At 47.5% G+C, this 12,373-nt stretch carries 13 protein-coding genes; 6 read left to right on the top strand and 7 right to left on the bottom strand.

Translation table 11 applies throughout. From position 1 onward, the window contains the following. Positions 1–28: 28 nt before the first annotated feature. The 6 genes from kduI to C504_RS0111785 all read left to right on the top strand — a co-directional run bounded on the left by kduI (position 29) and on the right by C504_RS0111785 (position 5,416). Positions 29–853, top strand: a complete 825-nt coding sequence (gene kduI, locus C504_RS0111810) for a 5-dehydro-4-deoxy-D-glucuronate isomerase (protein WP_018689553.1) — start codon at positions 29–31, stop codon at positions 851–853. A 200-nt stretch (positions 854–1,053) separates the two neighbouring features. Then, a complete protein-coding gene (locus C504_RS0111805) occupies positions 1,054–2,043 on the top strand; it encodes a TRAP transporter substrate-binding protein (protein WP_018689552.1) in 990 nt (329 codons plus the stop codon). A 77-nt stretch (positions 2,044–2,120) separates the two neighbouring features. After that, positions 2,121–2,651, top strand: coding sequence for a TRAP transporter small permease (locus C504_RS0111800; RefSeq protein ID WP_018689551.1), 531 nt, complete (start codon positions 2,121–2,123; stop codon positions 2,649–2,651). Positions 2,652–2,653: 2 nt separating this feature from the next. Then, a complete protein-coding gene (locus C504_RS0111795) occupies positions 2,654–3,931 on the top strand; it encodes a TRAP transporter large permease (protein WP_018689550.1) in 1,278 nt (425 codons plus the stop codon). 13 nt (positions 3,932–3,944) lie between these two features. Continuing rightward, positions 3,945–4,688, top strand: a complete 744-nt coding sequence (locus tag C504_RS0111790; RefSeq protein WP_018689549.1) for a ribonuclease activity regulator RraA — start codon at positions 3,945–3,947, stop codon at positions 4,686–4,688. Next, positions 4,664–5,416 carry a FadR/GntR family transcriptional regulator gene (locus tag C504_RS0111785; protein WP_211097972.1) on the top strand — a complete coding sequence of 251 codons (753 nt, stop codon included), beginning with the start codon at positions 4,664–4,666 and terminating at the stop codon, positions 5,414–5,416. The genes C504_RS0111790 and C504_RS0111785 overlap by 25 nt, the downstream gene beginning before the upstream one ends. Positions 5,417–5,442: 26 nt before the next feature. On the opposite strand, the gene C504_RS0111780 is transcribed toward C504_RS0111785, so the two are convergent. The 7 genes from C504_RS0111780 to urtC all read right to left on the bottom strand — a co-directional run bounded on the left by C504_RS0111780 (position 5,443) and on the right by urtC (position 12,370). Next, positions 5,443–6,291, bottom strand: a complete 849-nt coding sequence (locus C504_RS0111780; protein ID WP_018689547.1) for an ABC transporter permease — start codon at positions 6,289–6,291, stop codon at positions 5,443–5,445. A gap of 1 nt (position 6,292) precedes the next feature. Next, positions 6,293–7,156 (bottom strand): ABC transporter permease, encoded by an 864-nt coding sequence (locus C504_RS0111775; RefSeq protein ID WP_018689546.1) that lies wholly within the window; start codon positions 7,154–7,156, stop codon positions 6,293–6,295. Between the two features lies 1 nt (position 7,157). Continuing rightward, positions 7,158–8,264: an ABC transporter ATP-binding protein gene (locus C504_RS0111770; RefSeq protein WP_018689545.1), complete on the bottom strand. Its 1,107-nt coding sequence runs from the start codon at positions 8,262–8,264 to the stop codon at positions 7,158–7,160. A 77-nt stretch (positions 8,265–8,341) separates the two neighbouring features. Beyond that, positions 8,342–9,400 carry an extracellular solute-binding protein gene (locus C504_RS0111765; RefSeq protein WP_018689544.1) on the bottom strand — a complete coding sequence of 353 codons (1,059 nt, stop codon included), beginning with the start codon at positions 9,398–9,400 and terminating at the stop codon, positions 8,342–8,344. Positions 9,401–9,756: 356 nt separating this feature from the next. After that, positions 9,757–10,452 carry an urea ABC transporter ATP-binding subunit UrtE gene (gene urtE / locus C504_RS0111760; RefSeq protein ID WP_018689543.1) on the bottom strand — a complete coding sequence of 232 codons (696 nt, stop codon included), beginning with the start codon at positions 10,450–10,452 and terminating at the stop codon, positions 9,757–9,759. Positions 10,453–10,454: 2 nt separating this feature from the next. After that, complete coding sequence (gene urtD / locus C504_RS0111755) at positions 10,455–11,204, bottom strand: urea ABC transporter ATP-binding protein UrtD (protein WP_018689542.1); 750 nt, start codon at positions 11,202–11,204, stop codon at positions 10,455–10,457. After that, the gene (gene urtC / locus C504_RS0111750) at positions 11,201–12,370 is read right to left on the bottom strand and encodes an urea ABC transporter permease subunit UrtC (RefSeq protein ID WP_018689541.1); all 1,170 of its coding nucleotides are present in this window, start codon (positions 12,368–12,370) and stop codon (positions 11,201–11,203) included. The genes urtD and urtC overlap by 4 nt, the downstream gene beginning before the upstream one ends. Between the last annotated feature and the right edge of the window lie 3 nt (positions 12,371–12,373).

Here is a 12,373-nt window from a genome sequence, read left to right as displayed (position 1 = left end):
CGATTTTTTATAACTTATGAGGACTAAAATGCAGATTTCCGAAACGCGCTATGCGATTGATCCACCAACGGCCAAAACCCTCGACACAGATGGCTTGCGCAAGCACTTCCATGTTGATGGACTGTTTGCTGCTGGCGAGATTAAACTTGTTTACAGTCACTATGATCGCATGATCGTTGGCAGTGCTGTGCCAAATGGCAAAACACTTACGCTTGACCATGATGATGCAACAGGAACAGCGGGTTTTCTTGATCGCCGTGAGCTCGGCATTTTAAACATTGGCGAAGATGCAGACATATCCGTGCAAGGCACGACCTACCGTGTTGCCAAGGGCGAGGTGCTCTATGTTGGCAAGGGTGCTGGCCCTGTTGAGATGAGCGGTAATGGTCGCTTCTATCTACTTTCGACACCTGCACATCACGAACACCCCACCAAGCTTATTACGCTCAAAGATGCGCGCCGCGTAGAAATGGGCTCACGCGAAACTGCCAATGAACGCGTTATCATCCAGTTCCTGCATCCAGAAGTTCACGAAACTTGTCAGCTATTGATGGGCTATACGCAATTTTCAGCCGGTTCCGTGTGGAACACAATGCCCGCCCATGTTCATGATCGCCGCATGGAAGCCTATCTCTATTATGATCTTGATGCGGATCAACGCGTTTTCCATTTTATGGGTAAACCCGATGAAACCCGTCATATTGTTATGGCCAATGAAGAGGCCGTCATTTCACCGCCTTGGTCAATTCACAGCGGCGTAGGCACAGGTTCATACACGTTCTGTTGGGCGATGGCCGGTGACAATGTCGACTTCACCGACATGGATATGGTTGCAATGGAGGCCTTGCGGTGAGCCCGTTTGCGCAGATTCTAAGCGTCAAAATTAGACTAATGACGCAGTGATTTAAAACGCCAGATGTATCTAGAGTAATTGGTTGCCAAATTAAATGTGGTTTTTCGAATAAAACACTCCGTAACGTAAGTTTTAACTTGTAAATTGTTGTAAATTCAATTTAGTATATTTTTACAAATATAAACGACTAGGAGGATCGAATGTTTGTAACAAAATCAAAATTTATTAAAGCTGCCACACTGGCTGTAGGTCTTACGCTGCCAGCATTAGCGGCTCATGCAGTTGAGCTGCGGGGATGGAATATCCACGTTGAGGACTATCCCGTGTCCATCGCTATGGAATCTTTCATGAAGGAGGTCAGCGAAAAGACAAATGGCGAGATTACTGGCAAAACTTACCACAACGGCCTTTTAGGAAGTCAGCCGGACGCGATTGAACAGATACGTCTTGGTGCGATTGACTTTGGTGAATTCAGCCTTGGTCCGATGGGGCAGGCTATTCCTGAAACCAATGTTGTGTCTTTGCCATTTATCTTCAAAAGCATTCCGCAAATGTACGAACTTATGGATGGTGCTGCGGGCGAAGCAATCGGTAAAGGTATGGAAGCCAAGGGCATTGTTCCACTGGGCTGGTATGATGCTGGTGCACGTTCTTTTTACAACTCCATTCGGCCAATTACGTCGACTGAAGACGTGAAGGGAATGAAAGTTCGTGTCATGAGCAACGATCTATTCGTTGGTATGGTTGAAGCTATGGGCGGTAACGCAACACCAATGGCATTTGCTGAAGTGTTTCAATCACTCAAAACAAGCGTCATTGATGGAGCAGAAAACAACCCGCCATCATACGAATCCACCAATCACTACGAAGTGGCAAAATACTACTCTTTAACAGAGCATTTGATCATTCCAGAATGTCTGTGCATGTCTAAAAAGACTTGGGACAAGTTGACACCTGAACAGCAGAAAATCGTCAAAGAAGCTGGTCGCACCAGCGCTGATTTGCAGCGCAGCCTATGGTCCGAGCGTGAAAAGGCGAGCATGGAAATACTTAAAGCTGGCGGTGTTGAAGTGAACGAAATTGCTGATAAAGCACCGTTCCAAGATGCAATGGCTCCAGTTTATGAGCAGTTCCTAGAAGCTAACCCTGATCTTACAGAGCTTGTCGATTTAATCCGCAACGCTGATTAATATCGACCATTATGCCCGATCTTTTCCTTTCAAAGGTCGGGCGTTTCTAATTTGTAACATTATTGAAAGTTCAAGAAATGGCTGATCGTGCTTTGATCATTGCTCGAGCCGAGAGTGTGCTCGCTAAAATTAGTTTTGGCTGCATCGTGGTTGCATCGTGTGCCTTGGTCGTTTTGATCGTAACATTCGGGTGGCTCGTATTTGGCCGCTATGTTCTCAATGTAACACCAACATGGGTTGAACAGCTTGCTCTTGTTCTTATCGGTTACATCGCTTTTCTCGGTGCAGCTGCAGGCATCCACGATGATAGCCATCTTGGCGTCACCATGTTTCGAGATGCATTCGGTGAGCGCATCCGTACCGTGGGTGTGATTATCGTAGACATTATCCTCGCGATTTTTAGCGTCGTTATGTTTCTGGCGGGGATCGAGCTGATGCAGTTTGGTTGGGATACACGTTTGCCGATGCTTAACGTGCCAGAAAGTGTGCGCACGTTCTCAATGGTTTGCTGCGGCGGACTTATGGCCGTGTTTCTGATCGCGCGTATTATCATTCGTATTTTCAAATTTACATTACCGGCTCAAGCCGAACTTGAAGAAGGGCGCTGATCATGGGCCTCGCTATACTCTTGGGTGTTTTTGCCATTGGCGTTGTGATGGGCATGCCCGTTGCTTTCGCTATGGGCATTGCTGCTGCTTCTGCCTTCTGGTTTGAAGGCTTTCCAATGTTAATCACTTTCCAGCGCGCAATGGCTGGTGTCACGGTCTTTTCGCTGCTTGCGATTCCATTTTTCATCTTCGCAGGTGAAATCATGTTGCATGGCGGTATCGCGCAACGCCTCGTTCGTTTTGCCTCAGCATTGGTCGGCCATATCAAAGGCGGATTGGCGATGGTAAACATCTTTTCCAGTATGCTGTTTGGCGGTATCTCCGGATCTGCAATCGCTGACATTTCTTCGCTTGGCTCACTGTTGATCCCTGTGATGAAAGAGCGCGGTTATAGCCCTGCATATGCCGTCAATGTTACCGTGACATCGTCGATCGCAGGAATCGTAATTCCGCCAAGTCATAATATGATCATTTTCGCGGTGGCCGCCGGCGGGGGTATATCTGTTTCCAAGTTATTCTTGGCAGGTGTTTTGCCTGGTATTTTGATGTGTGTGTGTTTGGCGATTGCGGCTTATATTCTTGCTGTAAAACACAAATATCCAGCAGAACCATATCCAGGTCACGCGCAAGTTGCGCGCACTGCACTGGATGCCGTGCCAGGCCTCATAACGGCTGTCATCATTGTGGGCGGCACTTTGTCGGGCGTATTTACGGTCACTGAATCTGGTGCATTTGGTGCAATATACGCTCTGCTTTTGACTAAGTTTTATTACCGTAGCCTTTCCTTACAGGGGTTTATTATTGCGGTAACGTCGTCTGTTCGCACAACAGCGATGGTTATGATTTTAATCGCATTCGCGAGTTCTTTTGCCTATTTGCTCGCCCTTTATCAGGTGCCAGCATTACTCAGTAATTTATTGGTCTCAATATCGGATAATCCGATTGTTATCCTTCTCATGATCAATGTCATTTTGCTTTTGCTTGGCATGATTATGGATATGGCTGCATTGATTTTAATTTGTACGCCAATCTTCCTGCCTATTACCAAAAGTCTTGGCATGGCACCTGAACACTTTGGCATAATGCTCTTAATCAATCTTGGGCTTGGTCTATGTACGCCGCCTGTTGGCACTTGTTTGTTCGTTGGCTGTGCGGTTGGTAAAATTCGCATTGAAGATGCCGTTCGTACGATCTGGCCCTTCTACCTTGCAATCCTAGCGGCGCTACTTCTCGTAACGTATGTTCCAGGATTTTCTATGTGGCTTCCGGGGTTGTTTTAAGATGGGAAAATCTATGCTTAAGCAAAGCCATTATGATGTGAGTAATGCCGTTCGTCAGGATAGTTATGCGCTATTGAAGAAGGTGAGCACTGCGACTTTAACAACAGTCCTCTTCAAACACGGTTTGAAAAATGTGTTTCTTCAAGGCCCGCGAAGATTGGCATATGGTGAAAACATGGTCGGCTTTGCATTTACGCTGCGCTACATTCCAGCAAGAGAAGACATAGACGTGCTGGCTTCGTTTGAAGACCGTAACAACCTGCAACGCAAAGGCGTTGAGGAATGTCCTAAAGGAGCGATTTTTGTTATTGATGCTCGCGGTGACGCAAGCGCGGCATCTGCAGGCTGTATCCTTGCCACGAGATTACAGGCGCGCGGATGCGCAGGTATCGTAACAGATGGCGGCTTTCGAGATTCGCCGGAGTTAGCAGAATTGGATATACCTGCTTATCACACACGGCCTAGCGCGCCGACAAATTTGACCAAACACCATGCAATTGGCCTCAATGAAGCCATTGCATGTGGCGGCGTATCCGTGTTTCCTGGCGATACAATTGTTGGTGATAATGAAGGTGTCGTTTGCATCCCGTCACATCTTACGGAACAAGTGGCAGTACAGGCTGCAGAAATGACAGTGTTTGAAGATTATGTAATGGAAATGATAAAAAATGGTGCTTCCACTTTTGGGCTATATCCACCTACCGACCAACAAACAGTAGAAAACTTTGCGGCATGGCGACAAACACACAATCGGTAGAACGTATAATGGTTGGCAGTAGCAATAGCGCCGAGCGCATCGTTCAGGATGGAACGTTAGCAGACAGGGCTTATGAACGTATTTTGACCATGATACTTGATGGCGATATTCCTGTTGGTGAAAAAATGCCTCCGGAAAATCAGCTATGCAAAGAGCTTGATGTGTCTCGTCCGGTCCTGCGTCAGGCGCTCAAACAATTGCGCAGTGATGAGGTAATCGTATCACGCCAAGGGTCCGGCTCTTATGTCATACGCAAACCTGAAAAGGCGGCTCTTGATTTTGCGCCGGTTGGCTCTATCGCAGATATTCAGCGCACTTTTGAGTTTCGTGCTGCGATTGAAGGTGAAGCAGCTTATCTGGCTGCGCTCCGCCGCACCGATGCAGACCTTGCTCGCTTAAAATCAATTTTGCAGGAGTTGGATCGCTGCATTGAACAAGCTGAACTTGGCGTGGTTGCTGACGAAGAATTTCACATGGCAGTTTGTGAAATTTCGACCAATCCTTATTTTACAGCGGCGCGTTCCTCTATGGAAAACAATATTCTGACGGGTATGAACCTAACGCGGAACCTGTCTTTGACAAAACCGCGCGAACGCCTTGCGCTTGTTCAGGACGAACATTACGCAATATTCAAAGCCATCAAAAACAAAGATGCAGCCGCAGCACGAACAGCAATGCGCGCCCATGTTGAAAATGCGCGTAAACGCGTTTTCGAAGGTGGGGTTTAAACTGCTGGGCTGAAATATCGCTAATATTATTTCTTTTGCAAAAGTAGCGAAGCCAAGCCCAAGATTGCTGATCCCACAATTAGTAGAAGTGAAACAGCATTTAGCACTGGTGTTGAACCAAGCTTTAGGCGGTCAAACATTGTAATTGTCAGTGGTGCATCAGAGCCAACGAGCATGAGTGTTGTGTTGAAATTCTCAAAGCTCATCAAGATAGCAACAACAGCTGCCGCTGCCATGGCGGGAAACAAAAATGGCAAAGTGACAGCGCGTATCGCGCCCCATTGTGTTGCGCCAAGATTAAGCGCTGCTTCTTCAAGACTGCTATCAAACTTTTGCAATCGCGCAGAAATTACCAGCGTTGCAAATGTGGTAATGAACGAGAACTGGCCAAGAACAACTAAAATAATACCTGGCCGTAGCCCATCAAACCAAAGCCCTGTTGCGTCTTCGAGCGTGTTGGCAACATTTGATGTGAATACCAATATTGAGATGCCTAAAATAATGCCGGGAATGATCAACGGCAAAAGCATCAAAATATATAAGAACGCTTTGCCGCGAAACTCATGACGTACAAATAAAAACGCATTGCACGTGCCGACAAAGACCGAGAGGGTTGCAACCCAAAACGCGACAACGCCTGAGGTCACGACAGAGCGCAGGATAGGGCGCTCATGAAACACCCCTATATAAGGCGCTTGATCGCCAAAGAACCAAGCCCATGTGAAACCTTCCCAAGGCAGAGAAGGAAAGACGCTGTCGTTGAATGCAAAGACGCAAACGGTCGCTAATGGTAGTGCCAAGTAAATAAAGAACAGCGTGACATAAAGTCGGTACGACCATTTGAATGCTGAATTTTGCGGGATCGTTGTAATCATATCAGCGGGCCATCGTCTTGCTTAGAGATTGTCCTGAAAGCTTTAGGCCAAGGAACACGATCAGTGATGAAAGTCCCAGCAGCAGGAAGCCAAATGCGGAGCCAAGTTCCCAATTAAAGCGGGTGATAAACTGACTGTAAATTAGGCCTGTGAACCAAAGACTGTCTTTACCGCCCAGCAAAATAGGCGTGAGATAATTGCCAAGCGATAGCATGAAAACAACGATGCACCCTGATACAATGCCGGGCATGGCATGAGGAATGACAATCTCGCGCAATATAGAAAAGCTTGTTCCGCCAAGATCGTAGCCCGCCTCGATCAAACTATCATCAAGACTGTCGAGTGTTGTGACCAATGGCACGACCATGAAGAGCATGGACGTATAGACCAGTCCGGTCATGATCGCGGCATCATTATAAAGCATTTCAATTGGCCCATCGACCAGCCCTGCATATTGCAACAATTGCGAGACGACACCGGTTTCACGAAGCAGGATCATCCAGCCAAATGTGCGTACAAGCTCACTTACCCAAAATGGAATGAGGCACATTAAAAACAGCGTTGTTTTTGTGCGGCCGCGTGTCAGCTTGGCAATGTAATAGGCAATGGGGAAGCCGATGAACAAGGTCAGCAGTGTTGCAGCAATCGACATATAAGCGGTGCGTGCAAAAGTGTTCCAATAAAGCGGTTCATTGAAGAAAACAGCGTAATTGGCAAAGCTGGTTTCATATTCGCGTATGCCAACTTTCTCGCGAAGTGAAACCAAAAACATCCCGACATGCGGCAGAACAATCAGTGTTGCCAGCCAGATGACCAAGGGGGATAACAGCAACCAGAATGTGAGCTTGGATTTATCAGACTTCATATCAATTGCCTTGATGCGCGAAACAACGGGTTTGCTCCGGCGCCCATCCAAAGTGCACTGTATCGCCAACGGCAAGGTCGCGGAATTCTCCAGTTTGCGGCAGCGCCACATTCATGGATGCAGCATTGGTAGCATCACGCAAAATAAGCTGGCTGTTGGCACCGTTAAACAATACGTTTTCGACGATACCTGTTCCTGTGTTTCCCATTTTCGCCACGTCTTTTGCGATGCGCGATAAACGCACAGCTTCAGGGCGCACGAAAACATCTACCTTGTTGCCATTGGCAAGGCCTTGTCCTAAATCAAGGCTGCTGAGGCTTTTGCCTTCAGGTGTTTTTAAGTTGAGAACACCGTCTTTTACTGTGTTCACAGTCGCATGGAAGCGGTTTGCTTCGCCGACAAATCCAGCAACGAAAGCTGTTTGTGGCTCGTAATAAAGTTCTTTCGCAGTGCCGACTTGTTCAAACACACCATGGTTCATTACCGCGATTTGATCGCTCATGACCAATGCTTCGGACTGGTCATGGGTAATGTAAACAAAGGTGGTGTTGAACTCAGATTGCAGTTGCTTCAATTCGATTTTCATATGCTCGCGTAATTTCAGATCAAGCGCGCCAAGCGGCTCATCCAATAAGAGCACATCAGGCTCCAGCACCATGCAGCGTGCAATTGCAACACGTTGCTTTTGGCCGCCCGAAAGAGAGCTGACAGCGCGATCACTCGTGCCGCCGAGACCAACACGTTCTAAGACTTGCTCCACTTGCTTTTTGATGTCTGACTTATTCACGCCGCGTTGGCGCAGGCCGAAGCCAACATTAGCGCCAATGCTCATCATCGGAAACAAAGCGAGATGCTGGAAGACCATTGAGACAGGACGTTTGTTTGGTGCGACGTTGAGCATAGATTTGCCCTTGATCAATAGGTCACCGCTAGAAGGTTCCTGAAAGCCGGCAATCATGCGTAGGAGCGTGGTTTTACCACAGCCCGATGGACCAAGAATGGAGAAAAAAGTGCCTTGTGGCACACTAAAACTTATGTCTCGAACAGCTTTAAAGTCTTTGAAACTTTTTGAGATCGCACGACATTCGAGGTCCGGTGTGGAAGGCATGTGTATTTAAGCTTTCAAAAAAGAGAAGCGCGGCAACCGCGCTTCTTTATATTATGCAAGATAAAAGCAGGACGCAATTATTGAGCAGCGTTAATGCGGTCCAAAGCAGCACCTTCCAGTACTTCCAGTCCAGCAGGAACAACTGGATACCATTTCACATTGTCAATCGCCTCTTGCGGGAAGCTTGCTTGATAACGTTGTTTCAAGGCATCGTTTACATTGGCATCGCCGCCCTGTGAGGCAGTGAAGTTGCCTGCAGATTCTGTGATCATTGCCGCAATTTCCGGCTTCATCACAAAATTGATCCAAGCATATGCAGCTTCATCGGCACGGCCGCGTGCAGGAATTGCAAATGTGTCAATCCAACCCAAAGCACCTGAGGTTGGGGCAACATAGTTGATGTCCGCATTGTCTTCGTTTAGCTGCCAGCCGCCTGTGTCCCAAGCCATAGCCGCAACAACTTCACCGGAACGTAGCAGGTTTTTAATCTCATCACCGCCATCCCAGTAAGCTTTCACATTGCTTTTACATTCAATGAGCTTTGCTTCGACCTTATCAAGAATGTCTTTGTAAGCCGCTTCATCGCCATAGGCTGCAAATGGGTCCATGCCCATTGCAAAGGCAAAACCAGTTAGCGTTGCGCGCTTGAGACGATAAGAAACTTTGCCAGATACTGAATCATTACACAGGTCTGTGTAATCCTTGATGTCAGCGGCTGTTGATGAATTAACGATCAAGCCGCTGGTGCCCCAAATATGCGGAACGCCATAGACGTCGCCTTCATAAGTGGTGTTGCCTTTAGTTGCTTCCAACATAGACGGAATGAAAAGGGCTGTTTCAATTTTTGAAAGGTCCAAAGGCTTGTAGATGCCGAATTCTGCCTGTGGGCCCGCAATACGGTCTTGGCTTGGCTGTGCAAGATCAAAGCCGCCGCCATTGGTCGCACGAAGTTTAGCGATCATTTCTTCATTGTTGGATTTTGTGACTTCAACCTTGTGGCCAGTTTCCGCTTCAAATTTGGCAACAACATCGTCCGGTGCGTAGCCGCCCCATGTCAATAACCGCAATGTTTCTGCTTGAGCGGTTGTTGAAAGCGCTACAATAGCAACTGTCGATAACATTATTTTTAGGTTCATTACTCTCTCCATTTTTTGTCAATTCTAACAGGGTAAACAATTGTAAATCAGTGTTTATTTCTTCGTTTACGCGTGTTCCGACTATTCCTGCTGTATGACGGTCGCATGACACCGGTCATCCTGAGAAAGGATACTACACAGTTCTTTCAATGGCACAATGTTGCACAAGCAGGGCACTATTTTAGGAGGTGGGGTTATTCGCTTTTCAAAACGCAAGACGTAATTGTTGAAGTGGTATTGTCAGAATAACTTGTCAGATTGGCCTGTATATCCGTGTATAGTCTTCTGACTAAGCTATCAGCATGGGTGATAATCGCTGTTGAATTCGTCTGTGGACAATCTCTTCTGGTTTGAGTTTAAACCGAAACAGCATCCAGCATTTCAGCTTTGCTTACGGTCTTCTTATCGCCGCTCATCGTCACTTCGCCTCGGCGAAGAACATAGAATTGGTCTGCAAGATTGTAAGCAAAGTCAAAATATTGTTCGACAAGGATAATCGCCATATCGCCTTGGTCGCGCAGATATTCGATCACACGGCCAATCTGTTGGATGATGTTGGGCTGAATACCTTCGGTTGGTTCATCCAGCAGTAATAGCTTCGGCTTTGTAATAAGCGCACGACCAATTGATAATTGCTGTTGCTGCCCGCCAGATAAATCGCCGCCGCGTCGATTTTCCATCTCTTTGAGCACGGGAAAGAGTTCAAATATCTCGTCAGGAATTTTATTCCCGCCGCTCGGAAGGCACGAGAATCCAGTCTCCAAATTCTCGCGCACGGTCAATAACGGGAAGATATCGCGTCCCTGCGGCACATAGCCAATGCCTTTCATAGCGAGTTTGTAAGACGGGACTTTAGCAATTTCTTCGCCGTCCAAAAACACCTGACCGCTTGAGCGATGATGCACGCCAGAAATGGCTTTTAGTAGACTTGTCTTACCAACACCATTGGTGCCCATGACGCAGGTTACCTGTCCAACAGAAGCAGACATTGATACCGCATTTAAGATTTTTGATTGACCATAATGAAGGTCTAAATTTTCAATGCTCAGCATTTTTATCGCCCCAAATATACATCAATAACCGCTTGATCCTGCGTCACGTGATCAATGCTGCCTTCGGCCAATACCGCGCCTTCATGCAGCACGGTGACGCGGCAATCTAAACGGCGCACAAATTCCATGTCGTGTTCAACAACGACAACCGCCCGCGTTTCAGCAGCTTTGCGCAATATGTCGGTCGTCTTTTCACGCTCTTCGGGTGTCATGCCAGCAGCAGGTTCATCAACAAGCAAAAGCTGCGGGTCTTGCGCCAGCAACATACCGATCTCTAACCACTGTTTTTGCCCATGCGATAATTCACCAGACAAACGCTGCAATTGATCTGCAAGGCCGATTTCGGCTGCGAGCTTTTCTACCTTCGAAACATCGCTGTCATCACGGCGGTAGAAAACAACATCCAATGGTGAACGGCTTTTCTTGAGCGCCATTATTAAATTATCGAAAACAGTTTGGCTTTCGAAAACGCTGGGCCTTTGAAATTTGCGACCAATACCGACGCGCGCAATTGCACTTTCATTCATTTTTAAAAGGTTCTTGCCTGGCCGCCCATAAGTTACTTTTCCAGTATCTGGTCGTGTCTTGCCGGTGATGATATCCATCATCGTGGTTTTGCCAGCACCATTTGGCCCGATGACGGCACGCAGTTCTGCGCTTCCAATTTGAAAGCTCAAATTGTTGATCGCGCGAAACCCATCAAAAGTAACAGAGACGCCGGAGACTTCCAGTAATGTTGGGTTTTTGCTCATGCGTCTTGCCTCCGCACCAAACGATCAAATAAGCCGCCAAGACCTTTGGGTGCATATAAAGTGACCAAGACAAAACCAAAGCCAAGCAGCACCAACCACCAGTCGACCCATTTGACGGTGTAAAATCCAAGCGGCACATCCGGCACTTGGCCAGATGTGAACCAGCTTGAAATAAGCGAGACGAAAGCTGCGCCTATGATGGCGCCATAGAGGCGGCCTCGGCCACCAATCGCCACCCATACAGCCAAGTAAATTGAAGCAATCGGTGCGATTTCAGCAGGGTTGATAATGCCTGCCTGCGGGTAGTAAAGCGCACCTGCTATGGCCGCAATAACGGCCGTGATAACAAATACCACAAGCTTATAGGCTTCTACTGAATAGCCAAGATAACGCACCCGCGTTTCGTCATCGCGAATGGCACGGATAACGCTGCCAAATTTTCCAGATACCAACCATGCTGCAAAAAGATATCCAAGCCCAAGTGCGAGCGCAGAAGCCCAAAGAAACCAGATAGAGATAGTATCTTGCGAAACGTTAGAAGCGCCAGGAATATTTTGAAGGCCGGAAAGACCATTGTTCCCGCGCAAGCCACTGTCATTTTGGAACAGATAAAGCGCTAAAGCGAGCGTCATAGCTTGTGTCAAAATTGAAAGATAAACACCTGTCACGCGGCTGCGAAATGCTAACCAGCCGAAGACAAGAGCCAGCAACCCCGGCACAAGTACGACCAGCGTTAATTGTATCGGGAACGAATGGGCAAATGTCCATATAGTGGGAATTTCGCTTCCCCCCACAACGCCGAAAATCTGGGAGCCGATAGCATCTCTAATCTCGCCGGATGTTGGTGGCAGTGGGGCATTGGCAAGCGAATTGATGACAATCTGTTCGGTGCGCGCATACATCAGCCACATGCCGATCATATAGCCGCCAAGTCCGAAGAATGCGAAATGTCCAAGCGATAAAATACCGCAATATCCCCATACCAAATCCATCGCCAAAGCTATGAGGCAAAGACATAGCGTCTTGCCAAGCGTCTTGATAAAGCTTGTTGATATTAGCCCGAGGCCAAAGCCTTCCGACAGGATGGTGGCACCGATGGTGAAGAGCGCCAAGAGGCCAATGAATATCAGCACCGACGGTTGGCGAATGAGAAAGCTACGCTCCATAGT

It is taken from the genome of Ahrensia kielensis DSM 5890 (assembly GCF_000374465.1).
Lineage (GTDB): Bacteria > Pseudomonadota > Alphaproteobacteria > Rhizobiales > Rhizobiaceae > Ahrensia > Ahrensia kielensis.
The sequence above is the reverse complement of the archived record's forward strand: the minus strand, read 5'-3'. Positions and strand labels throughout refer to the sequence as shown.

Coding starts and splice junctions, on each gene's coding strand:
- kduI (WP_018689553.1), top strand. CDS start 29: ATGCAGATTTCCGAAACGCGCTATGCGATTGATCCACCAACGGCCAAA.
- C504_RS0111805 (WP_018689552.1), top strand. CDS start 1,054: ATGTTTGTAACAAAATCAAAATTTATTAAAGCTGCCACACTGGCTGTA.
- C504_RS0111800 (WP_018689551.1), top strand. CDS start 2,121: ATGGCTGATCGTGCTTTGATCATTGCTCGAGCCGAGAGTGTGCTCGCT.
- C504_RS0111795 (WP_018689550.1), top strand. CDS start 2,654: ATGGGCCTCGCTATACTCTTGGGTGTTTTTGCCATTGGCGTTGTGATG.
- C504_RS0111790 (WP_018689549.1), top strand. CDS start 3,945: ATGCTTAAGCAAAGCCATTATGATGTGAGTAATGCCGTTCGTCAGGAT.
- C504_RS0111785 (WP_211097972.1), top strand. CDS start 4,664: ATGGCGACAAACACACAATCGGTAGAACGTATAATGGTTGGCAGTAGC.
- C504_RS0111780 (WP_018689547.1), bottom strand. CDS start 6,291: ATGATTACAACGATCCCGCAAAATTCAGCATTCAAATGGTCGTACCGA.
- C504_RS0111775 (WP_018689546.1), bottom strand. CDS start 7,156: ATGAAGTCTGATAAATCCAAGCTCACATTCTGGTTGCTGTTATCCCCC.
- C504_RS0111770 (WP_018689545.1), bottom strand. CDS start 8,264: ATGCCTTCCACACCGGACCTCGAATGTCGTGCGATCTCAAAAAGTTTC.
- C504_RS0111765 (WP_018689544.1), bottom strand. CDS start 9,400: ATGAACCTAAAAATAATGTTATCGACAGTTGCTATTGTAGCGCTTTCA.
- urtE (WP_018689543.1), bottom strand. CDS start 10,452: ATGCTGAGCATTGAAAATTTAGACCTTCATTATGGTCAATCAAAAATC.
- urtD (WP_018689542.1), bottom strand. CDS start 11,204: ATGAGCAAAAACCCAACATTACTGGAAGTCTCCGGCGTCTCTGTTACT.
- urtC (WP_018689541.1), bottom strand. CDS start 12,370: ATGGAGCGTAGCTTTCTCATTCGCCAACCGTCGGTGCTGATATTCATT.